Source organism: Pseudomonas sp. 102515 (assembly GCF_031085165.1).
GTDB lineage: Bacteria > Pseudomonadota > Gammaproteobacteria > Pseudomonadales > Pseudomonadaceae > Chryseomonas.
In genome coordinates this window covers 267,569-289,928 of sequence record NZ_JAVHTY010000004.1, presented here as the reverse complement: position 1 = coordinate 289,928, position 22,360 = coordinate 267,569, and the positions used below count along the sequence as shown (strand labels likewise).

Annotated in this window: 22 protein-coding genes; 5 read left to right on the top strand and 17 right to left on the bottom strand. The window is 67.5% G+C overall.

Annotated elements, in window-relative coordinates:
• Positions 1–697: 697 nt before the first annotated feature.
• The 3 genes from RCF34_RS16960 to RCF34_RS16950 all read right to left on the bottom strand — a co-directional run bounded on the left by RCF34_RS16960 (position 698) and on the right by RCF34_RS16950 (position 3,584).
• Positions 698–1,261, bottom strand: a complete 564-nt coding sequence (locus RCF34_RS16960) for a DedA family protein (protein ID WP_308709218.1) — start codon at positions 1,259–1,261, stop codon at positions 698–700.
• Positions 1,262–1,270: 9 nt separating this feature from the next.
• On the bottom strand, positions 1,271–2,377 hold the full coding sequence (locus RCF34_RS16955; RefSeq protein WP_308709217.1) for a calcium:proton antiporter: 1,107 nt from the start codon (positions 2,375–2,377) through the stop codon (positions 1,271–1,273).
• Positions 2,378–2,483: 106 nt separating this feature from the next.
• A complete protein-coding gene (locus tag RCF34_RS16950; protein ID WP_308709216.1) occupies positions 2,484–3,584 on the bottom strand; it encodes an acyltransferase in 1,101 nt (366 codons plus the stop codon).
• A gap of 228 nt (positions 3,585–3,812) precedes the next feature.
• On the opposite strand from RCF34_RS16950, the gene RCF34_RS16945 reads away from it, so the two are divergent.
• From RCF34_RS16945 to RCF34_RS16935, 3 genes are all read left to right on the top strand, one after another.
• Positions 3,813–4,763: an adenosine deaminase gene (locus tag RCF34_RS16945; RefSeq protein ID WP_308709215.1), complete on the top strand. Its 951-nt coding sequence runs from the start codon at positions 3,813–3,815 to the stop codon at positions 4,761–4,763.
• Positions 4,764–4,765: 2 nt separating this feature from the next.
• Positions 4,766–5,572, top strand: a complete 807-nt coding sequence (gene hisN, locus RCF34_RS16940) for a histidinol-phosphatase (protein WP_308709214.1) — start codon at positions 4,766–4,768, stop codon at positions 5,570–5,572.
• A gap of 999 nt (positions 5,573–6,571) precedes the next feature.
• Complete coding sequence (locus RCF34_RS16935) at positions 6,572–8,251, top strand: glycosyltransferase family 39 protein (RefSeq protein ID WP_308709213.1); 1,680 nt, start codon at positions 6,572–6,574, stop codon at positions 8,249–8,251.
• A 134-nt stretch (positions 8,252–8,385) separates the two neighbouring features.
• On the opposite strand, the gene RCF34_RS16930 is transcribed toward RCF34_RS16935, so the two are convergent.
• The 12 genes from RCF34_RS16930 to rutA form a co-directional block, all read right to left on the bottom strand.
• A complete protein-coding gene (locus RCF34_RS16930) occupies positions 8,386–9,090 on the bottom strand; it encodes an isochorismatase family cysteine hydrolase (protein WP_308709212.1) in 705 nt (234 codons plus the stop codon).
• Positions 9,087–10,013 (bottom strand): ABC transporter permease, encoded by a 927-nt coding sequence (locus RCF34_RS16925; RefSeq protein WP_308709211.1) that lies wholly within the window; start codon positions 10,011–10,013, stop codon positions 9,087–9,089. The genes RCF34_RS16930 and RCF34_RS16925 overlap by 4 nt, the downstream gene beginning before the upstream one ends.
• Positions 10,010–11,137 carry an ABC transporter permease gene (locus RCF34_RS16920; protein ID WP_308709210.1) on the bottom strand — a complete coding sequence of 376 codons (1,128 nt, stop codon included), beginning with the start codon at positions 11,135–11,137 and terminating at the stop codon, positions 10,010–10,012. The genes RCF34_RS16925 and RCF34_RS16920 overlap by 4 nt, the downstream gene beginning before the upstream one ends.
• Complete coding sequence (locus RCF34_RS16915; RefSeq protein ID WP_308709209.1) at positions 11,130–12,644, bottom strand: ABC transporter ATP-binding protein; 1,515 nt, start codon at positions 12,642–12,644, stop codon at positions 11,130–11,132. The genes RCF34_RS16920 and RCF34_RS16915 overlap by 8 nt, the downstream gene beginning before the upstream one ends.
• 50 nt (positions 12,645–12,694) lie before the next feature.
• Positions 12,695–13,786: a BMP family ABC transporter substrate-binding protein gene (locus RCF34_RS16910; protein WP_374941201.1), complete on the bottom strand. Its 1,092-nt coding sequence runs from the start codon at positions 13,784–13,786 to the stop codon at positions 12,695–12,697.
• Positions 13,787–13,806: 20 nt separating this feature from the next.
• The gene (locus RCF34_RS16905) at positions 13,807–14,193 is read right to left on the bottom strand and encodes a VOC family protein (RefSeq protein WP_308709208.1); all 387 of its coding nucleotides are present in this window, start codon (positions 14,191–14,193) and stop codon (positions 13,807–13,809) included.
• Entirely contained in the window at positions 14,193–15,212 is a 1,020-nt protein-coding gene (locus RCF34_RS16900) for a 2-oxoglutarate and iron-dependent oxygenase domain-containing protein (protein ID WP_308709207.1), read from the bottom strand. The genes RCF34_RS16905 and RCF34_RS16900 overlap by 1 nt, the downstream gene beginning before the upstream one ends.
• A 352-nt stretch (positions 15,213–15,564) precedes the next feature.
• Complete coding sequence (locus RCF34_RS16895) at positions 15,565–16,089, bottom strand: flavin reductase (protein WP_308709206.1); 525 nt, start codon at positions 16,087–16,089, stop codon at positions 15,565–15,567.
• 4 nt (positions 16,090–16,093) lie between these two features.
• The gene (gene rutD / locus RCF34_RS16890; RefSeq protein WP_308709205.1) at positions 16,094–16,879 is read right to left on the bottom strand and encodes a pyrimidine utilization protein D; all 786 of its coding nucleotides are present in this window, start codon (positions 16,877–16,879) and stop codon (positions 16,094–16,096) included.
• Between the two features lie 102 nt (positions 16,880–16,981).
• A complete protein-coding gene (gene rutC / locus RCF34_RS16885; RefSeq protein WP_027600052.1) occupies positions 16,982–17,365 on the bottom strand; it encodes a pyrimidine utilization protein C in 384 nt (127 codons plus the stop codon).
• A gap of 6 nt (positions 17,366–17,371) precedes the next feature.
• Complete coding sequence (rutB, locus tag RCF34_RS16880; RefSeq protein WP_308709204.1) at positions 17,372–18,100, bottom strand: pyrimidine utilization protein B; 729 nt, start codon at positions 18,098–18,100, stop codon at positions 17,372–17,374.
• On the bottom strand, positions 18,100–19,188 hold the full coding sequence (rutA, locus tag RCF34_RS16875; protein WP_308709203.1) for a pyrimidine utilization protein A: 1,089 nt from the start codon (positions 19,186–19,188) through the stop codon (positions 18,100–18,102). The genes rutB and rutA overlap by 1 nt, the downstream gene beginning before the upstream one ends.
• Positions 19,189–19,555: 367 nt before the next feature.
• Here rutA and rutR point away from each other — a divergent pair, with 367 nt between their 5' ends.
• Positions 19,556–20,242, top strand: coding sequence for an HTH-type transcriptional regulator RutR (gene rutR, locus RCF34_RS16870; protein WP_308709202.1), 687 nt, complete (start codon positions 19,556–19,558; stop codon positions 20,240–20,242).
• Here rutR and RCF34_RS16865 read toward each other — a convergent pair.
• Positions 20,239–21,144 carry an alpha/beta fold hydrolase gene (locus RCF34_RS16865; RefSeq protein WP_308709201.1) on the bottom strand — a complete coding sequence of 302 codons (906 nt, stop codon included), beginning with the start codon at positions 21,142–21,144 and terminating at the stop codon, positions 20,239–20,241. The two genes, rutR and RCF34_RS16865, sit on opposite strands and share 4 nt — an antisense overlap.
• 110 nt (positions 21,145–21,254) lie before the next feature.
• On the opposite strand from RCF34_RS16865, the gene RCF34_RS16860 reads away from it, so the two are divergent.
• Positions 21,255–21,713, top strand: a complete 459-nt coding sequence (locus RCF34_RS16860) for a GNAT family N-acetyltransferase (RefSeq protein ID WP_308709200.1) — start codon at positions 21,255–21,257, stop codon at positions 21,711–21,713.
• Here the strand turns inward: RCF34_RS16860 and RCF34_RS23155 are convergent.
• Positions 21,694–22,299: a methyl-accepting chemotaxis protein gene (locus RCF34_RS23155; protein ID WP_374941209.1), complete on the bottom strand. Its 606-nt coding sequence runs from the start codon at positions 22,297–22,299 to the stop codon at positions 21,694–21,696. The genes RCF34_RS16860 and RCF34_RS23155 overlap by 20 nt on opposite strands.
• Positions 22,300–22,360 lie beyond the last annotated feature (61 nt).

Below are 22,360 nucleotides of genomic sequence, written 5' to 3'. Positions count from 1 at the left end.
CCCACCATCCGGCCCTACGCTGCGCTCCGGGTGATTCGCTTCGCTACGTTTCGCTCACGCCAGCGCCGTTCCGTGGTCGGTCCAGATGGGCCGTCCATGGCCCACTGGACCTCTCGCCGCATCCAGGCGGCTCGACCCACTCCACGACACTGGCGTTCGCCCTCCTGAACGGGGCGATTCGCGCGCCTGAAAGTGTTAGTTGAAGAGCCACAAAAACCTGTAGCTCGTAGCTCGTAGCTCGTAGCTCGTAGCTCGTAGCGTGGACAACGGCGAAGCCTTGTCCACTGAGCATGGCCATGATGCCTACCAGTGGAAAACGCTGCGCGGTTTTCCACGCTACAACCTATGAACACCTAACCGAAAGGCTTGCGTCCCGTCCCCGTAAGTGAGGCCGAGTGTAGGTGTCGTGGAGGGGGATGCGAGGCAGGACGCCGAGCGAGGCGCGAGGGGCAGGATGCCCCTTCGTGCCGTGCCCCTGGAGCGGCACCGGAGCGAGGGGACCCGGAGCGCAGCGGAGGGCCGAAGCGTGGGGTGTGCTTTCTTTTGCTTACTTTTCTTTGCACAAGCAAAGAAAAGTAAGTCGCCGGCCAGGTGAAACAAGTAATGCCAGCAGGGCTCAATGATCAGCTAGGGCACCAATAGCCCAAAGCGTTGGGCTTCGCTTGCGCTCAACCCAACCTACGCAGCCGCCTTCCCCCTACACCCCCTCCCGCCGCCGCAGGATGGCGCGGGCGCCAATGAACAGCACCACCACGCAGATCGCCGCCGCGACCAGCCACCGCTTCGACACATGATGCTCGGCGAAGAAATCCCGCAGGATCTCGCCCACCGCATAACCGATGCCGGTCATGACGAAGCCCCAGAGCAGCGCCCCAATGATGTTGTAGAACAGGAAGCGCCGCGGACGTACGCCGCTGGCGCCGATCAGCAGCGGGCCGATCAGGCGGAAGCCGTAGGCGAAGCGGATGCCGATGATCCACAGCGCTTCGTGACGATGGATGCGGCCGCGCAGCCAGTCGATGCGCGCCTGCTGGCGCCTGAAGCGACCGAGGATGCTGTCGCCGTAGCGACGCCCGAGAAAGAACAGCGTCTGGTCGCCGATGAAGCCGCCCAGGGCCACGCAGACGGCCGTGAGCGGAAACAGCAGATAGCCGTGGCGCGCGGCGATGCCGGCCAGGATGGCCACGCCGTCGCCCTCGATCAGGGCGCCCAGGACGGCGGCCCCGTAGCCGTAGTTGCTGATGACCTCGCTGTCGATCATGACGCGTCCCTAGAGACCGAGAATGGTCAGCATGATGAAGGTGCCGAACAGCACGAAGTGGGTCATGCCCTCGATGGCGTTGGTTTCGCCATCGTTGAGGTTGATGGCGGCGACGATCAGGGTCACGGCCATCATCACCGTCTGCACCGGGGTCATGGCCATCTGGATGGGCTGGCCATTGTACAGGGCGATGGCCTCCACCACCGGCACGGTGAGGATCACGGTGGACAGGCTGGCGCCCAGGGCGATGTTGATCACCGACTGCATGCGATTGGCCATGGCCGCGCGCAGCGCGGTGAGGATCTCGGGGCTGGCGGAGATCACCGCCACCACCAGTGCGGGGACCAGCGCTGGCACGGCCAGGCCTTCCAGACCGGTATCCAGCGACTTGGACATCACCTCGGCCAGGGCCCCGGTGGCGACGATGCCGACGATCAGCATGGCGATGGACAGGGTGGCGCTGTTTTCGCCATGGCCCGCATCAGCCGCTTCGCCCTCGACCGCCGGACGCTTGCGCTTCTTGTCCGGGTAGTTGTAGCTGAAGAAGTAGCTGTGCGGACCGGTCTGCATGCGCAGGAACAGGGTGTAGAGCAGCGCCATGGCGCCGATGGTGAAGAAGGAATAGACGTGCCACTGGGCCGAGGGAATGAATTCCGGCACCAGCATGGAGATGCTCACCGCGGTGATGATCATCACCCCATAGCTGCGGCTGGAGTCGTCATTGTAGGGCTGTTCGCCGTGCTTGAGGCCACCGAGCAGCGCGGCCAGGCCGATGATGCCGTTCATGTCCAGCATCACCGCGGCATAGATGGTGTCGCGGGCCAGGGTCGGCGAATGGTCGTGGCTCATCATGATCGCCAGGATGATCACCTCCACCAGCACGGCGGAGAGGGTCAGGATCATGGTGCCGTAGGGGTCGCCGACCTTTTCCGCCAGCAGTTCGGCATGGTGGGCCACGCGCATGGCCGCGCAGATGATGGCGGCGATCAGACCGCCGGCCGCGATCAGCGCCAGGGTCTGGCCACCGCCGAGCAGGGCGTGTTCGAACACATAGGCCAGCACCGTGGCGCCGATGGCGACCAGCAGCAGGGATTCGTCTTTGAGGGCGGCGAGCATGGAAAGGGGCGTCCTTGGTTGAGCAATGCCCTGTTACGACCGCCGTAGAGGGCAAAACGCTCGCACCTCGATACAGCCCTGCCGCGATCGCCCGCGCGGCTCCCCCTCAGCCAACCCGGGCGCGCGGAACCAGGCGCTTCCACACCGCCTTGGTGCCCGTGGCGCAAGCCTGGCGATAGCCCAGGGCATGGCGCTCGACCAGGAACCAGGACACCACTGCCAGCGGCAGGGTGATGCCGATGGAGAGCAGCACCAGGGTCCAGGCCTCGATGCCGGGGATCACCGCCGCCAGGGTCTGCTGCACCGGGAAGGAGTAGATGTAGAGGCCATAGGAATAGTCGCCCACCTCGTTGAAGGCACGGATGCGCCCGCCCGGGACGAAGGCGAGGTAGAGCAGCACATAGCCCAGCGTCAGGTTGTAGACCAGGAAGAAGCTGTCACGGTCGGGGGTGGCCACCGCCAGCAGCGCCACGGCGGCGACGAATAACGCGCGCGACAGGGGGATGTAGCCGCGCAGCACATAGAAGGCGCCGCCGAGAAAGAACATCTGGAACAGCCGCAGCAGGTGCGATTCGCTGGCGAAGAAATAGTAGGCGAACAGCTTGAACAGGGCCGCGCCCGCGGCGAACAGCAGGATGGCGCGCTGGAAGTGCCGGCTGTCCAGGCGCAGCCAGAGCACGGCCAGCCACAGCAGCGCCAGGGCGCCGTACATGCCCACCTCGAAGGGCAGCGTCCACAGCGAGCCATTGACGATGGTCTGCAGCGGATTGCCCTCGAACAGCCCGGGCAAGTCGAATTCGGCGCCGGCGATCAGCCCGGTGTTCTTCAGCAGATAGAACCAGGTCTGGGGATCGCTCAGATAATCCTGCAGCGGCGCCCGGGTCAGCCAGGCGCCGAGGCCGAGCACCGTCAGCATCAGCATCACCAGCAGCCCCGGCACCACGCGCAGGGCACGGCCCCAGACGAAATCGATGATGTCGGCGCGGCTGAGCAGACTCTTGGTGACCAGGAAACCGCTGGTGATGAAGAAAATGTCGACCGCGATGTCGCCGAGCGTCATGCCCAGGCTCTCGCGCCCGGGTTCCGCCGTGGCGGTGCCACTGGAGATGGCGAAACTGTGGCTGAAGACCACGGCGAGCGCCGCGATCATGCGAATCAGATTGAGATTGTTGTTCTTGCCGCCAACGTAATCCTGAACGGTCTGCACGGATACCTCACGCCTGGTGTTTGGAGCCATGCGTCCCGATTGTAGTCAGATCCGGACCCAATGCAGGTGTTATGGCCTTTTGCTGGCCCAAAGCGTGGAATGCTGGGAATTTCTGACCGACGAAGCCACCGTACATCGGTCAGCGGGAACCCGGATGCCTGCGGAAAACCCGGCAAAGCGTGCGACAATCGTCCATCTTTTTCCGATTCAAGCTATCCCGAGGCTCCCATGTACGACTGGCTCAACGCCCTCCCCAAAGCCGAATTGCACCTGCACCTGGAAGGCACCCTGGAGCCCGAGCTGCTGTTCAAGCTGGCTGAGCGCCATGGCGTCGCCCTGCCCTGGGGCGATGTCGAAGCCCTGCGCGCCGCCTACAACTTCGGCAACCTGCAGGAATTCCTCGACCTCTACTACGCCGGTGCCGACGTGCTGCGCACCGAGCAGGACTTCTACGACCTGACCTGGGCCTATCTGCTCAAGTGCCAGGAGCAGAACGTCATCCACACCGAGCCCTTCTTCGATCCCCAGACCCACACCGATCGCGGTGTTCCCTTCGAGGTGGTGGTGCGCGGCATCACCCAGGCGCTGAGCGACGGCGAGCAGCAGCTAGGCGTGACCAGCGGGCTGATCCTGAGCTTCCTGCGTCACCTGTCCGAAGACGCCGCCCAGGCCACCCTGGACCAGGCGCTGCCGTTCCGCGACCACTTCGTCGCCGTCGGCCTGGACAGCTCGGAAAAGGGTCATCCGCCGAGCAAGTTCAAGCGCGTCTTCGCCCGCGCCCGCGCCGAAGGCTTTCCGGCCGTCGCCCACGCCGGCGAGGAAGGTCCGCCGGAGTACATCTGGGAAGCCCTCGACCAGCTCGGCGTGGTGCGTATCGACCACGGCGTGCGCGCCTTCGAGGACGAGCGCCTGATGGCCCGTCTGGTCGACCAGCAGATCCCGCTCACCGTCTGCCCGCTGTCCAACACCAAGCTCTGCGTGTTCGACGACATGAGTCAGCACACCATCCTCAAGATGCTCGACCGCGGCCTCAAGGTCACCGTCAATTCGGACGATCCGGCCTACTTCGGCGGCTACGTCACCGAAAACTTCATGGCCCTGCACGAAGGCCTGGGCATGACCCAGGAGCAGGCCCGACGCCTGGCGCAGAACAGCCTCGACGCCCGCCTGGTGAAATGAGCATGAGCCTGACCGCTGCCGAGATTTCCTACTACGAACGCTTCGCCGAGCGCCTGGCCGATGCCGCCGCCGTGGCCATCCAGCCCTACTTCCGCGCCCAGCTGGCGGTGGACGACAAGGGCGACGCGGCCGTCGCCGGTCGCCGCTACGACCCGGTGACCATCGCCGACAAGGCCGCCGAACGGGCCATGCGCGAACTCATCCACGCCGAGCACCCGGATCACGGCATCCTCGGCGAGGAAGAGGAGAACGTCGCCGGCAGCAGTCCCCTGAGCTGGGTGCTCGACCCCATCGACGGCACCCGTGCCTTCATCACCGGCCTGCCGCTGTGGGGCACCCTGGTGGCGCTCAACGACGGCAGCCGTCCGGTGATCGGGGTGATGAACCAGCCCTTCACCGGCGAGCGCTACCTGGGCACCCCGGCCGGCGCCTGGCGCAACGGTGCGGCCCTGCGCACCCGTGCCTGTGCCAACCTGGCCCAGGCGCGGTTGATGTGCACCAGCCGCGACATCTTCGATACCCCCGAGCGCCTGGCCGCCTTCGACGCCGTGGCCGCCGAGGTGCAGCTGGCCCGCTTCGGCGGCGACTGCTACGCCTACTGCATGCTCGCCTCGGGCTTCGTCGACGTCATCATCGAAGCGGGCCTGCAGCCCTACGACGTCCAGGCGCTGATCCCCATCATCGAAGGCGCCGGCGGCCGCATGACCGCCTGGGATGGCGGCGATGCCCAACAGGGCGGCGCCATCCTCGCCTGCGGCGATCCGCAGCTGCATGCGCAGCTGGTGGAACGGTTGCAGCACCTGGCCTGAGGCTTGCCAGGCGGCTTCGTAGGTTGGGTTGAGCGGAGCGAAGCCCAACGCGGAGTTTGCCGTGATGCCGTGGTTTATCAGTGCCCTATTTGCTTATCGAGTGCTCGGATGGATTTTGTTTCGCCCCCTCGGGCGAGTCACTTTCGCCAGTCGCGGCTGCGCGCCCCGGACAAAAGTAACCAAAAACGCTTGCCCCACCATCCGGCCCTCCGCTGCGCTTCGGGTCCGCTCACGCCAGCGCCGCTCCGGGGTCGGCCTACACGGGCCGTCCATGGCCCGTTAGGCCTCTCGCCGTATCCATGCGGCTCGACCCACTCCACGACGTTGGCGTTCGCCCTCCTGAACGGGGCGCTTCGCCAGCCTGAAAGTGTTGGTTGAAGAGCTATAACCGTCCGTAGCGTGGACAACGGCGGAGCCTTGTCCACTGATAGCGTCGGTATCCGCCCGTGGAAAACGCTGCGCGGTTTTCCACGCTACGAATCAATATGAACCGTCCATGTAGATACCGAAGCATCAGACTTGCACCCCGTCCCCGTCAGTGAGGCCGAGTTCCGGTGTCGTGGCGGGGGGTTGCGAGGCAGGACGCCGAGCAAGGCGCGAGGGGCAGGACGCCCCTTCGTGCCGTGCCCCCGCCACGGCGCCGGAGCGAGGGGACCCGGCGCTTTGTGCCGGGCCGAACTGTCGGGGCGTGCTTTCTTTTGCTTACTTTTCTTTGCACGAGCAAAGAAAAGTAAGTCGCCGGCCAGGCGGAACAAGAGCTATCCGAGCACTCGATAAACAGCCAAGGTACCAATAGCTGGGCCAAAGTACCAAAAGCAGTCGCGGCCATGGGCCGCTCCTACACGCCCAATCCAACCCGTAGGAGGGGCCACATCGACGGCCCGCCAAGGCCGCGATTGGCCCCCTGGCCCCTTACGTCAGTCATCCCCCCGCCAACCCCTTAAGCCCCCTCTAAGCCAACTCCCGTATACCGGCAGGATTCCGCCATGAGTCACTGCCTTGCCCTCCTCTCCTATCCCTGCCTCGCCCTGCGCCGTGCGCCTGGAGCGGGCCTTGCTGATCGGCTGCCTGGCCGCCTACCTGCTCGCCGGCCTGTTCGGTCGTGGCCTGTGGAAGGCCGACGAGCCCTACTCCTTCGGCATGGCGTGGAATTTCCTCACCACCCCGGGCTGGCTGATCCCCCGGGTCGGCACCGCGCCCTTCATGGAAAAGCCGCCGCTGATGTACTGGACCGGCGCCCTCGCCGCGCGACTGACAGCGCCCTGGCTGAGTGTGCCCGACGGCGCGCGGCTGGCGGTGCTGGGCTGGATGCTGGTGACCCTGGCCGCTCTCGCCTGGCTGACCCAGCGACTGCTGCCCGGTCGCCGGCGCGAGGCCGTGCTCGCCCTGCTGGGCATGCTCGGGATGGTGCAGCACAGTCATCTGCTGATCGCCGACGTCCCCCAGCTGGCCGGCGCCACCCTGGGCCTCGCCGGGCTGGCCGCGCACCTGCACGACAACCGCCGTCCCTGGCGCCATGGCCTGCTGTTTGGCAGCGGCCTGGGCATCGCCTTCATGAGCAAGGGCCTGCTGGTGCCCGGAGTGCTGGGCCTCACCGGATTGCTCTGCGCGCTCTGCTGGCCGCGGCGGCTGGTCGAGCCGGAAGGTCGCCGCTGGCTGCTCGCCGCCGCCCTGGCCGCCCTGCCCTGGCTGCTGCTCTGGCCGACGCTGCTCTGGCACCAGGCGCCGGAGCTGTTCCATACCTGGCTGTGGACCAACAACATCGGCCGCTTCTTCGGCCTGGAGGCGCGCAACAGCGATACCGATGGCCTGGTCTCCTGCCTGGCGGATCTGCTGGCGCTGTCCTTCCCCACCGGGCTGATCCTGCTCGGCGCCACGCTCTGGCAGCTGTATCGCCGTGGCGGCAGCCCCTTGAAGCGCCTGGGCCGACATCCGGGACTGGCCACGGTGGTGCTCTATGCGATCGTCTGCCTGGCGGTGCTGCTCAAGTCGGCAGTGTTCCGCAGCCTCTATCTGCTGCCGCTGTTTCCGGCGCTGGCGCTGCTGGCGGCGCGGCTGCAGCCACCGCCCTCGCTCGCCGCCCTCGGGCGCACCCTCGGTCTGGCCTTCTGGACGCCGGTCATCGCCTTGCTGGCCCTGGGCGGTTTCGGCCTGGCGCTGGGCTGGCCGCTGCCCTGGCCGGTGCTGATCCGGGACCATCTGCCGCTCGGCGAACGACTCTCAATAGGTCCGCTGGCCTGGACCCTCGCCCTGCTGGCGCTGATCGGCTGGAGCCTGGCGCTAGGGCTGTACGGACGCCTGGCGCCTGGCGGTCTCTGGTTCGTCGGCCTCACCGTGAGCTGGAGCCTGGCCAATAGCCTCTGGCTGCCCTGGGTCGACCTGGGCAACAGCTATGCCCGGCCCTTCACCGAACTGCAGCGGGTGCTGCCACAGACGGATTGCGTGGCCAGCTACGGCCTGGGCGAGTCGGAGCGCTCCATGCTGCACGTCTACAGCGGCTATCCCCCGCAGGACCTGACCGCTCTGCAACAGGTGCCCTGCAGGGTGCTGGTGGTGCAGGACGAATGGCACGAAGCCGTGGCGGTACCACCGGGCTGGCAGCTGCTCTGGCAGGGCGCCCGCCCCGGCAATCTCAAGGAGCGCTTCCGTGCCTTCACGGTGTTGCCTAGGGTGCCCTGATGCGTTGGATGCGCAACTCAACCTACGGTGGCCTCAACCCCCAGGCAGGTTGGACTAAGACGGCTCCATCGTCGAAGCCCGACACGCGGGACCTGGCCTTGGGCACCGTTGGGCTTCGCTGCGCTCAACCCAACCTACGACGGCTCCGATAGGCCGCGGCCATCGCCCCAGGCCGTGAGCAGATCCTGGGACTCCATCACCAGGCCCAGGTGCAGGGAGACCATGCTCAGCGCCGCCCGCTCCAGGCCTTCGTCGGTCCCCCGCACCAGGTCGCGCAGGACGATCACCCGGTAGGTGCGGTTGCTGGCGTCGAAGGCGGTGTTGAGCACGCAGCAGTCGGTGAAGCCGCCATCCAGCACCACGGTGGTGATGCGCTGATTGCGCAGCAGGAAATCCAGGTCGGTGGGATAGAAGGCCGACAGCCGCCGCTTGTTTTCCACCCGCAGATCCTCGGGCAGGACCTCGGTGAGCAGCTCGGTCCAGGGTGAGCCTTCCAGGGCATGGGCGTCGGCATTGGGAATCGGGCCGACGTGCAGCGGAAAGGTTCGCCGCCAGGCGGCGGGGATACCGCCCAGGTCATCGGCACCAGTGGCGCGCAGCACCGATTTCACATGGACGATACGCACGCCCAGGGCACGGGCCTGGCGGTGGAAGGCGTCCACCGGCGCCACCAGCTCGCGGGCGCGGGGCGCCGGGCAAGGACAATCCGGCGAGGCGTCCAGGTGGCCGCGGTGCAGGTCGATGGACAGCACCGCGGTGGTGGCCGGGTCCAGGTAATCGGCGAAGTCCGCCCGCGCCAGCAGGCGGGATTCTTCATAGACGAAAGCACGCAGGCTCATCGACGCTCCTCGCGAACATAGGCTTCGCCCAGGGCGCCGGGCTGGCTGAGGCGGTCACGCCCGGCCAGGGCGACCCAGATCATCACGCCCAGGGTGACGGCATAGGGCGCCATCAGGATGAAGTATTGCGACAGCCGCACCCCAGCGGCGGCCAGTTGCGGAATCAGCGCCTCGATGCAGCCGAACAGCAACGCCCCGGCCAGGGCGCGCCAGGGCGACCAGCGGGCGAAGATCACCAGGGCCACGGCGATCCAGCCGCGGCCGCCGGTCATCTCGGCGATCCACAGCTTGGTGCTGAGCACGGCGATGTAGCCGCCGGCCAGACCCACCAGGGCCGCGCCGGCGAGGATCGCCAGCAACCGGTAGCCGGCCACCGAGAGACCCGCGGCATCGGCCGCTTGCGGATTCTCGCCCACCGCCCGCAGGCGCAGCCCGGGAGTGGTGCGTTCGAGCCAGGCGATCACCGCGAGGAAGATCAGCGGGGTCAGGTAGACCAGCAGGTTCTGCTGGAACAGCCGCCCCACCAGCGGCAGGTCCGAGAGCGGCCAGAGCGCCAGCGCCGGCAGGCCGGTCACCGGCTGGTTGGTCCAGCCCCAGAGGGTGCCGAGCAGCCCGGTGAGCCCCTGGCAGAAGAACACCAGGGTCAGGCCGGCGATCACCTGGTTGATGCGCAGCCAGATCACCATGACCGCGAACAGCAGCGAGACCAGCGCCGCCGCGCCCATGGCCGCCAGCAGCGCCAGGCCGGCATTGCCCAAGGCCAGTTGCGCACCGATGCCGAACAGCGCGCCGACCAGCATCAGGCCCTCGGCATGCAGGGCCAGCACCCCGGACCTTTCGGTGAGGATCAGCCCCAGCGCCGCCAGAGCGTAGGGTATGGCGAAGTCGGGGACATTACCCAGCCAGCTGGCGAGCAGGTTCAAGCGGCACCTCCCTGGCTGCGTCTGAGCCGATGGCGGATGAAGAAATCCGAGGACGCCACGCAGATGACGATCAGTGCCTGGATCAGCTGCACCATGGCGAAGGGGATCTGGTAGAACACCTGCAGGTTGCGCCCGGCGACGAACAGGGTCGCCACCAGCAGGGCCACCACGGCGGCGGCCAGGGGGTTGTTGCGCGCCAGGAAGGCGATGAGGATCCCGGAGAAGCCATAGCCCTGGTAGAAGGACTGGGTCAGCCGCCCTTCCTGCCCCGCCGCCACCACGAAACCGGCCAGCCCGGCCAGGGCGCCGGAGGCCAGCACCGTGGCGAGGATGGTGGCGCGCACTGGCACGCCCACGGCGCCGGCCACCCGCAGGTTGGCGTCGACGAATCTCAGGTACAACCCGGCGCGACTCAGGGCGACGAACCACCAGGCCAGCACCGCCACCAGCAGCGCCAGGGGCACCGCCAGGCTCAGCCCCGGCAGCAACTCCGGCAGCCGCTCGAAGGGGCGGAACAGCGGCGAATAGGGAAAGGCGTCGCGCGGGTCCTTCCAGGGACCGAACACCAGGTGCAGCAGGAAGTTGGCGGCGATGTAGTTGAGCATCAGCGAGGCGATGATCTCGTTCACCCCCAGGCGCAGCTTGAGCAGCAAGGGCGCCAGCGCCCAGAGCAGGCCGCCGAGCAGCGCCGCCGCCACCATCAGCGGCAGGCGCAGGGACTCCGGACCGATCTCGAACAGCGACACCGCCGTGGCGCCTATGGCGCCCCAGATCATCTGGCCTTCCAGGCCCAGGTTCCAGAAGCGCGCGCGAAAGGCCAGGCAGCCGGCCAGACCGACCAGGATCACCGGCGCGGCCTGGAACAGGGTGGCCTGCAGGCTCTGGGCATCGAACAGGGTGGCGACCACGAATTCGTTGAGCAACTCGCCAGCCGGCACCCCGGCCAGCACCAGGATGGCGGCCGACAGGCCCAGGCCCAGCAGCAGCGCCAGGCCGAGGATCAGGGCCTGCCAGGGCCAGGCCAGTTGCTGGCGGATTTCCAGGGTGTAGCGCCGGCTGAACAGCGGTTGCCGTGGCCGCGGCGCATCGACCTGGGGCAGTGGAGAACTCAGGGGTTCAAGCATGATTCACCATGGCATGGCCGATCGCCTGGCGATCGGCGGGTCGCTGGAATTCGGCGACGAGGCGTCCGGCGCTCATCACCCCGATGCGATCGGCGAGGGCCAGCACCTCGTCCAGGTCTTCGCTGATCAGCAACACCGCGGCGCCGGCCTCGCGGGCGGCCAGCAGGCGCGCCTGCACCTCGGCACCGGCACGGACGTCCAGCCCACGGCTGGGACTGTGGGCCAGTACCAGGCGCGGTTCGCGCCCGAATTCCCGGGCGATCACCAGCTTCTGGGCATTGCCGCCGGAGAGCAGCGCCGCCTTCTGCCGTACCGAGCGCACGCCCTGGACATCGAATTGCGCCACCGCCGCCTGGGTGGCCTCTGCTTGAGCGCGGCGATCCAGGCGGGCGAAGCCACCGAAGCGACCGGCATGCACCGCGCCGATGGCGAAGTTGTCGGCCACCGACAGGGACCCGGCCAGGGCGCTGCCATAGCGGTCGGCGGGAATGGCGGCGATGCGCAGGTCGCGGCGTCGGGCGCTGGCGGCCGCGGCCAGATTGCCGAAGCCTTCCAGCCGCACCTCGCCCTCGTAGGGCTGTGGCAGGCCCATCAGCACATCGGCCAGTTCGCCCTGGCCGTTGCCGCCGACCCCGGCGATGCCATAGATCTCGCCGGCACGCAGCTCCAGGTCGATGCCATCCAGCGCGCGGCGCCCGCCGCGTTCCGGGGTGCGCAGGCCGCGCACCGTCAACAGCGGTGCCCCGGCGGCACGTCGCGGGGTGTCGGCGAGCGGCTGGGCGTCACCCACGGTGAGGCGCACCAGTTCGTCCACCGCCACCTCGACGGGGTCCAGGCTGCGCAGGGTGCGGCCGCCGCGCATCACCGTGAGGCGGTCGGCGTAGGTCAGGGCATCCTGCATGCGGTGGGTCACCAGCACCACGGCCGCGCCCTCCGCTGCCAGGGCGCGCAGGGTCTGCAACAGGCGCTCGCCCTCCCCATCGGTGAGCACCGCGGTGGGCTCGTCGAGGATGAGGATGCGTGCGCCGGCCAGCAGCACCTTGAGAATCTCCACCCGCTGCTGCTCGGCGATGGACAACTCCGCCACCCGCTGCTCCGGGCGGATGGCAAAACCCAGGGCGGCCGCCTGCTGGCGGATACGCTCGCTGACCTCGGCCAGGCGTCTTCGATGACTGCCCGCGCCCGCCGGCAGGCCGAGCAACACGTTCTCGGCGACGCTGAAGGGCCGCACCAGCTTGAAGTGCTGGTGGACCATGCCGATGCGCAGTCGGGCGGCGTCCGCCGGACCGCGCAGCCGCACCGGGTTGTCGTCCACCAGCAACTCGCCGGTCTCCGGCGCATAGAGGCCGGCGGCGATGTTCATCAGCGTCGACTTGCCCGCGCCGTTCTCGCCGAGCAGCGCGTGCACCTCGCCCCAGCGCACCAGGAAATCCGCTCCCTGCAAGGCCTGGAAGCCATCGAAGGTCTTGCCGACGCCGCGCAGTTGCAGGGCGTTGTGTCTTTTCATGGGCAAAGGCTCCCCTCGCCCCCGCCGCAAGGTCGGGGGACGACCCGGACTCATTTCTGGGTGGTCACGCCCTGGACGAACCAGTCCATCTGCCACAGCGCCGGATCGGACAGCACCTGGCCGGCGGCGACCCGTTCCTTGCCGTCGCGATCGCTCAAGGGACCGGCGTAGATCTGCTTGCCCTTGAGCAGGGCCTCGCGCTCGGCGAGGATCTTGTCCTGGGCCGCCTTGGGCACGGCATCGCCGATCCCGGCGATATCGGTGCCGCCGTCGGCCATGGAGACCAGGGCACCGTTGGGCGCGGGTTTCCAATGGCCGGCGATGACCTTCTTGAGCTCCGGCACCAGGAAGCGATCCCAGACCCACACCGAGGAACAGAGGGTGGCCTTGGGCGCGAACTGGCGCATGTCGCGATGGTGGCCGGTGCCATGGACGCCGCGCTCCTGGGCGACGATCTGCGGCGTCGGCGTATCCACGTGCTGGCCGATGACGTCGGCGCCCTGGTCGATCAGGGCCGCGGCGGCGGCGCGCTCCTTGACCGGATCGTTCCAGCTGCCGGTGTAGATCACCGTGAGGGTGGCATTGGGATTCATCTGCCGGGCGCCCAGCTCGTAGGCGTTGATGGTCCAGTTCACCACGCCGAAGGGATTGGCGGCGACGAAACCCAGCTTGCCGGTCTTGGACGCCGCGCCCGCGGCCATACCGCAGAGGTACTGGCTTTCGTAGGTGCGGCCGTAGAAGGATTCCAGGTTACGGCCATTGGTGGTGCCCGAGGCGTTGAGGAAGGCCACGTCGGGGTACTGCTCGGCCAGTTGCTTGAAGGTGTCGGAGTAGCCGAAGGCGGTGCCGATGACGATGTTGGCGCCGCGCTTGATGAAGCGCTCGGCCGCCGGGCGGATGGCCGAGGCGGTTTCCGGTACGTTCTCCACGAACTGGATCTTCAGGCCCAGTTCCTTCTCGATCTTCACCCGCGCCTCGTCCATGGCCTGCGTCCAGCCGCCGTCGTTCTTGGCGGTGAAATACAGCATGGCGATCTTCGGCTCGCCCTTGAGGGTGAAGCCCTCGTCGTCCGCCCGCGCCATGGCGCCCAGCCCCAGCAGTACCAGCGCGCACGCCACTCTTCCCAGCCATCTGCTCAGCATCGTCTCGTCCTTAGCCTTGTCTACAGCATGTGATTGATACGGAACACGTTGCCTTCCGGGTCCAGCAGCACCGCCTGGTACCAGTGGTAGTAGGTTTCGTAGGGCGCCTTCAGCAGGCGGGCACCGGCGGCCTCGGCCACCGGCACCAGTCGGTCCACCTCGGCGCGGCTGTCCACCTCCAGGTTGAGCAGGAAGCGGCAACCCTGGCTGCCGGCGAATTCGCCCAGCCCCAAGAGCTCATAGGCCTCCGGCGCGTTGAAGCCGATGGCGGTCTTGCCGGTGTCCAGGCCACGGAAGATCGGCGAGCGGATCGCCGCGATCTCGGGAAAGCCGAACACCCGCTGATAGAAGCCGCTCAGGGCCACCACGTCATGGGCGAAGACGTTGACGTAGGAAAGACTCGGCATCAGGCCACCCGCACGCCGGACTGGGTACCGCCGAAGGTGGTCTGCTTGACGAACTTGGATCTCAGGTGGTCGCCCGAGGTGATGGGTGCATGGCGCGGCGACGTGCCGGGCGTGGCGCAACCGGGCAGGCATTGGATGAGGGTGTCGTAGTTGGGCTGGTGGAAGAACACCAGGGACTGGCGGCGGGTGTCGCCACCGGCATCCGCCGGTGGATTCACCACCCGGTGCAGGGTCGAGACCCAGCGGTCGTTGGTCCACTGCATCATCAGGTCGCCGATGTTGACCACGAAGCTGCCCGGCACCTTGGGCACGTCCACCCACTCGCCGTCGGCATTGCGCACCTGCAGGCCGCCAGGGGCGTCGTCGGGACGGACGATGGTCAGACTGCCGTAGTCGGTATGGGCGCCGGCGCGCAACTGGCCGGGCAGCGCCGCTTCCCGCTGATGGGGATAGCAGAGGGTGCGGAACATGCTGATGTGGCGGTCGATGCGGCTGTCGAAGTAGGTCTCCGGCAATTCCAGCCCCAGGGCGAAGAGGCGCATCAGGGTGCGCGCCAGGTCGCTCATGGCGGCGAAGTACTCGGCATAGGCCTGGCGAAAGCCGGGAATGGCCGAGGGCCAGACATTGGGCGCGAAGTGCGGCCCGGCTTCGGGACCGCGGTAGTAGGCCGTCTCCGGGACATCCAGCGGCCCGATGGAAAAGGACTCCTTGAGATCCCCCGGCGCCGCCTCCTCCAGGCTGTAGGAAAGGCTTTCCTCGGCCACCGCACTGTAGCCGCGCACCTGATCCGGGCGCGGTCGATCAGCCTTGCGTTTCTCGCCCAGCGGCAGGTCGAAGAAGGCCCGCGACAGGCGCGAGACACGCTCGACCAGTTCTTCGGGCACCTGATGGTGGGTGACGACCAGAAAGCCGATGTCGCGGCAGGCCTGGTCGACGGCCTTGGCCACCGCCTGCTTGCCGGCGGTCGAGCCGTCGAAATAGGGGGCCAGATCGATGATGGGAACACTGGACAGCGGCATGACGGACCTCACGAGTGGGACGAAAGGAGACAGCGCGACGCACGTTCACCGGGCAGGACGGCAGCAAGGAAAGTGCAACCGTTGTGCCATCTTTGGACCATTTGGTAAAAACCATAAAAACCAATCAAAACAACAGCTTGATGGGAGATACCCAGGATCTTTCGGCGGCGCGCTGCACCTCGAACGGTCAGCGTGCACCGGGGTGGCGCCCAGGGTACGCTCGGCGCCGGCAGGCAAGGGGTTGGTGTGCTGGATCAACTTGGCGAGGTTGGGCTTCGCGGAGCTCAGCCCAAGCTACAATCGGCATAGGTCGGGTTGAGACGGCCTTGTCGTCGAAGCCCGACAGCGCCAATTAACCCAGCTCGTGATAACGCCGGTCGAAGTACAGCAATCCGCCTTCGCCACCCGGCTCGGCCACCCCCAGCACCTCGCAGAGCAGCAGGTCGTGGCTGCCCACCGACTGCACCCCGGCGATGCGGCAATCGCAGGCCACCAGGGCGCCGTCCAGCACCGGCGCACCGGTGGCGAGGCGGGTCCAGCTCGCCGCAGCGAAGCGTTCGGCCATGGCGGTCTTGCCCCCGAAGAGGTTGGCCAGCGCCTGCTGGCCGGCGGCCAGGACGTTGACGCAGAGAACACCATTGGCGCTGAAGGCCGGATGCACTGAGGCGCCCCGGTTGAGGCAGACCAGCAGGGTCGCCGGGGTGTCGCTGACGCTGCACACGGCGGTGGCGGTGAAGCCGGCCAGGCCGGCCGGACCATCGGTGGTGACCAGATTGACCGCGGCGCCTAGGCGCGCCATGGCCCCACGGAAGAGATCGCGTTCGACCGGGGCGGCGGGGCTAGCGGCGGACAGGGGCAAGGCATGGGCAACGGACATGGCGTTACGCCTCCAAGGCTTGGCTGAGATAGTCGAGTACCACCTGGTCGAAGGTGGCGGGGTCGGTGACGCTGGAGGCATGGCCGCCCCACTCCAGCAACTGGAAGCTGGCCTGGGGCAGGCCCGCGGCCAGGCGCTGGGACGAGGTCCAGGGCACCAGCACATCGTCGCGGTTGGCCAACACCAGGGTCGGCACCTCGATCCGCGCCAGTTCGGCGTCCACGTCGAAGGCCAGCAGGGCGCCGATGCGCCGCAGGACATTGGCCTCACAGGGGAAGTGCGCCAGGGCGTGGGCTTCGTCGGCGGCCAGGCGCTCGCCGTGCTCGGCGATCCAGGTGGCCGGATAGAGAAAGATCGCCTGGGCCTGGACATAGGCCGCGGCGCCGCTGTCGCGCAGCAGCCGTTGACGCAGGGCGAAGCAGCGCGCGGTGTGCGGATTGGGTCGGCTCCAGGCATTGACCAGCACCTGGCGGCGGATCAATCCCGGACGCAGCAGGTTGGCCTGCAGTCCGACCAGGCCACCCAGGGCATGGCCCATGAACAGGCAGCTGTCGAGTTCCAGGCGATCGGCCAGGGCCAGCAGGTCCTCGGCCATATGCTGGATGCGGTAGTCCGCCGGCAGCTCGGCCGGACGCTTGCCGGTGCCGGCTTGGTCGTAGACCACCACCCGGAAGCGTTCGCCGAGGGCCGCCAGCTGCGGCGCCCAGAAGGCCCCGGCGCCGCCCAGCCCGGAGCTGAGCAGCAGGGTCTCGGCCGCCGGATCCTGGCGGCCATGGAGTTCGAAGTGCATGGGCGGTCCTTGAAGGTTTGGTGGGTCGAGGCGGCCCTCATTCCAACCCTCTCCGAGGGGATAGGGGGTGATACGGAGTGGGGGCGGAGTCAGGAGCGCGGCCTAGCCGACATGGGCGATGCTGGCGATCTCGATCAGGGCGTCGGGCTTCACCAGGCCGCACTGGATGCAATAGCGCGCCGGCTTCTCGCCGGGAAAGAATTCGGCGTACACCGCGTTGATGGCGGCGTAGTTCGCCCAGTCGGTGAGCATGATCATGTTGAAGGTGACGTCGGCCATGGTGCCGCCAGCCGCCTCCACCACGCCCTGGATGGTGGTGAGCACATGGCGTGCCTGGGCCGCGGCGTCGCCGACATGGACCACGTTGTTCTGGGCATCGAACGGCAAGGTGCCGGAGACATAGAGCACGCCATCGGCCAGGCTGCCGGGCACGAAGGGGGCGATGGGGGTACCGGTACCGGCGGGGATCACGGCTTGCTTGGGCATGGTGGCTCAGTCCTTGGCGAAGGTGGTGTGGAAATCGGCGCAGCTGGCGACCCAGCCGAAGAAGGTCTCGATGTTGAACAGCGCGGCCTCGTGGGCCGAACGGGGCCCGGCCTGGTGGCAGGCGTCGTGCAGGCAGACGCCGAAGTATTCGAGGAAGAAGCCGTCCCTCAGGGTCGATTCCACGCAGACGTTGGTGGCGACGCCGACGAACACCAGGTTGCGGATGCCGCGGGCACGCAGCAGGCTGTCCAGGTGGGTGTTGTAGAAGCCGCTGTAGCGGGTCTTGGGCACCACCAGGTCCTCGGCCGCCGGCTGCAGCCGGTCCACCAGGGCATAGTCCCAGCCACCCTTGGCCAGCAGCTGGCCCTGCAATTCGGGTCGCTTGCGCATGGTCTTGAGGGCGTTGGACTTGTGCCAGTTCGGCGAACCCGGCCCGCCCGCCTCGCGATACTGCGGGTCCCAGCCATTCTGGAACCAGACCACCTGGATGCCCGCGCCGCGGGCGGTCTCCACCACCGCGGCGACGTTCTCGATCACCGGGCCGGTGGCCGAGACATCGAAGCCGGCCAGATCCAGATAGCCGCCCTTGCTGGCATAGGCGTTCTGCATGTCCACCACGATCAGGGCGGTCTCGCTGGCCTTGAGCCGCAGCGGTTCGGGACGCGCCGGCAGGGTCAGGGCCTCGGCATCGCCGGCAGGCAGGGCATAGCCCGCCAGGGTTTCCACAGCGTTCATCAGGCACTCTCCTTGAGCAGGTCGATATGACGGCGGCTCTGCATCAGCGGCTGGATGCGCTCGCCGAAGTCGGTCACGCCCTGGACGAAGTCGTCGAAGGTCAGCAGCACCCCGCTGGCCCCGGGCACCTCGGCGATCTCGTCGAGCATCCGCGCCACGCTGGCGAAGGAACCCACCAGGGTGCCCATGTTGATGTTCACCGCCGAGGTCGGATCGGCCATCTGCCGCACGTTGGTGTCGCTGCCGGACTTGGTGTCGACGGCGGCCTGGGCGCCCAGCCAGGCGATGGCTTCCTCGTCGGCACCGGCCTTGTAGTGCTCCCACCTGGCCCGGGCGGCCTCGTCGGTCTCGGCAGCGATGATCATGAACAGGGCGATGGAGGAGACCTCGCGCCCGGTCTTGCCGGTGGCCACCTGCAGTCGCTCCACCGCCGGGGCGAAGGCCTTGGGCGTGTTGACGCCCTTGCCGAAGACGAAGCTGTAGTCGGCGTGTTCGGCGGCGAACGCCAGGCCCGCATCGCTCGCCCCGGCACAGACGATCTCCATGGGCGCCTGGGGCTGCGGACTCACCCGGCAGTCCTCCATCCGGAAGTGCGCGCCCTGGAAGTCCGACTGGCCGGTGCCCCAGAGGTCGCGTAGCACCTGGGCGTATTCACCGAGGTATTGATAGCGGCTGGCGAAGAACTCATCACCCGGCCAGAGCCCCATCTGGCTGTATTCGGGTTTCTGCCAGCCGGTGACCAGATTGACGCCGAAGCGTCCGCCGGAAATGCAGTCGATGGTGGCGGCCATGCGCGCGACGATGGCCGGCGGCAGGGTCAGGGTCGCGGCGGTGGCGAACAGCTTGATGCGCGAGGTCACCGCCGCCAGCCCGGCCATGAGGGTGAAGGACTCCAGGTTGTGGTCCCAGAATTCGGTCTTACCGCCGAAGCCGCGCAGCTTGATCATCGACAGGGCGAAGTCGAAGCCATAGTGCTCGGCGCGCTGCACGATCTCGCGATTCAGCTCGAAGGTGGGCCGGTACTGGGGCGCGTTTTCCGACAGCAGCCAGCCGTTGTTGCCGATAGGAATGAAGACACCGATATTCATCGCTCGCACTCTCCCGCAGTCAGGAATCGAAGCGCATCGAGATGCGCCGTGGCGGCAGGATCGGAGCAGAAAGCTTGCCAAGTCTTGAAATTTCAAGCCAATCAGGCACTTGGATAAAATTCCGGAATATCTCCGGACCATTTGGTCCAGATCAGAGCACCCAGTTTGTGCAAGGTGCCCGAATCCGGGGCATGCACGATGTCCGGCCATGCTAGAGTTTGGAGACCGGCGCGCGACCCTCTGGCGTCCGCCGACGATTCGTCACCAGGAAGGTGGGAATCTCAACGACCGCACCTGAAGCCGGCCCTTCCCGCTCGTCCAGCGGTCGGTCCGCGTCAGATGTCCATGAAGGCCCAAGGAGCAGTTCGTGAGTCAGGCCAGTGATTCTCCGCCACGCAAGCCGCGTCAACCCAGCCCTGCCGCCCAGCAACGCCGGCAGCGCCAGATAGAGGCCAAGCGCGCTCAGATCCTCAGCGCTGCGCTCGATATCTTTTCGCGCTTCAGCTTGCACGGCGCCAGCCTGGATCAGGTGGCCCTGCAGGCAGACGTCTCCAAGACCAACCTGCTCTACTACTTCAGCAGCAAGGAAGACCTTTATGTCGCCGTGCTGCGCCAGCTGCTGGCGACCTGGCTGAATCCCCTGCGCACCTTCAGCGAAGACCAGGAACCCCTCGACGCCCTACGCGGCTATCTGCGCCAGAAGCTGGAGATGTCGCGTGACTATCCCGCCGAATCCCGGTTGTTCTGCCTGGAGATGGTCCAGGGCGCGCCGCTGCTGTTGCCGGAATTGCAGGGCAGCCTGCATGACCTGATGGACGAGAAGGCCCGGGTGATCCGCGCCTGGATCGCCGCCGGCAAGCTGGCCCCGGTGGATCCGCACCACCTGATCTTCAGCATCTGGGCCATCACCCAGCACTACGCGGACTTCCGCGTGCAGGTGCAGACCCTGTGCGGCCGTACGCTGAAGGATCCGCTGTTCTTCGACGAGGTCCTGCAGGGCCTGGAGACGCTGATCATCGATGGGCTCAGGCCCCGCACCGGTTGCCTGGCCTAGGCCGCCAGGAAAAACTCGGCGAACAACGCGCTCAGCCTCGGCCAGAGCGGCGCCGGCAGGTCATGGGCCATGTCCGGTATCAGCTCGAAGCGGGCGCCGGGAATGGCCCGCGCCACGGCGCGACCACAGGCCGGACGCAGCAGCGGATCCCGCGCGCCATGCACCACCAGGGTCGGCGCCTGGATACGGCGGGCGAAGGGGCGCAGGTCACCGCTGCCGAGCAGGGCGAACAGCTGCCGCTGCACCCCCTCCACATCCACGCCGCGCGCCAGGATGCGCTGCACCAGCCGTTCGAGATCGGCCTCGCTCTGCCGATAACGCGGGCTCTCGATGCCACGGAGCAGGGCCTTCTGCCGGGCGAGCGCCGCCTCCGCCGGCAGATCGGCCGGCGGACGCAACAGCAGGCTGCCAAGCAGCTTGAACGAGGGCGGCGGCAACAGCGGTTGATTGGTGGAAGAGAACAGGATGCCCAGCCGCTTTACCCGCTGCGGCCAGTCGGCGGCGAGGATCTGGGCGATCATGCCGCCCATGGAGCCGCCCAGCACGAAGGCGCGGTCGATGCCCAGGTGATCGAGCAGGCCGACGGCGTCGGCGGCCATGGCCTCCAGGCGATAGGGCACTGGACTGGTCTTGCCCAACTGGGCCCGCCCGAGCACCGGCCACAACGAAGGCGGCCGACCACCCGGCCAGCCCAGCCGCGAGGACTGGCCGATGTCGCGGTTATCGAAGCGGATCACCCGCAGGCCGCGCTGCACCAGAGCCTCGCAGAAGCCCTCCGGCCACAGCAGCAACTGGGCACCGAAGCCCATGATCAACAGCAGCGCCGGATCGGCGGGATCGCCCCAATCCTCGTAGGCCAGCTCCAGCGTGCCGACCCGGGCACGACCTTCACGTATGTCCATGGCTCACCGCGAATGCAGAAAAGGCTAGGCTACTCCAAAGCCGCGCCGGGGACAGAAGCAGAACCCTCGGGTCACGCGCCCCTTCTTCCCGCCTCTTGGAGTTCATCGCCATGACCGCGTCGCCCCTGGAATTCCAGCTCACCGACGAAGCACGGGAAGACCTGCGCCAGGCCATCGCCGTGCCGCTACGGCGATACAACGAAGCCCAGGCCGGACCGAGCGGTTATCGTCCCCTGGTCATCAGCCTGACCCGTGGCGGCGAATCCCTGGGCGGACTCTGGGGCTATACCGGCTATGGCTGGCTGACCGTGCAGTTGCTGGCGGTGGGCGAAGCCGTCCGCGGCCAGGGCGCCGGTCGCGAGCTGCTGCGGCGCGCCGAGGCCGAAGCCCTGGCCCGTGGTTGCCACGGCGCCTGGCTGGATACCCACGAATTCCAGGCCCGCGGCTTCTACGAGCGCCTTGGCTACGAGCGCTTCGGCGAGCTGGCGGACTATCCGCTGGGCTTCGCGCGGTATTTTTTGCGCAAGACGCTCACCGCCACGCCGGCGGCTAGCGCCCACCCTGGCTGAGGGCGCTCAGGCTGGTCGACAACCCTTGCATTTCCTGCCCCAGCTGACGCAGGGTGCCGGCATCGCGGGCACTCTCCTCGCTCGCGGCGTGGATGCGTACCGCCAGTTCGCTGATTTCCTGGGTCACATGACTCTGCTCCTGGGCAGCCACGGCGATCTGCTGGGCGCGCTGGACGATGCCGTCGAAGCTGTCCACGGTGCCTTTCAGGGTCTCGGCCACGGCCGTGGCTTCGTGCACCACGCCCCCGGTGCGCTGCACGCCGGCCTGCATGGTCGTCACCGCCGTGCTGGAGGCCTGGCGCAAGCCGGCGATCATTTCCTGGATCTCGTTGGCGGATGCCTGAGTGCGTCCGGCCAGAGTGCGGACCTCATCGGCGACCACGGCGAAGCCACGCCCCTGCTCACCGGCCCGGGCGGCCTCGATGGCGGCATTGAGCGCCAGCAAGTTGGTCTGTTCGGAAATCGACTTGATCACGTCCAGCACGCCGCCCACTCGCTCGATGTCCTCGCCCAGCCGGGTGATGGCCTGGGCGGCACCGCCGATGTCGTCCGCCAGGCCCCGCATGGACTGAGTATTGCGCGCCATCTGGCTCTGCCCGGTTTGCACCGTGACCAGGGAATCCCGCGCCACATCGGAGCAATCCGTG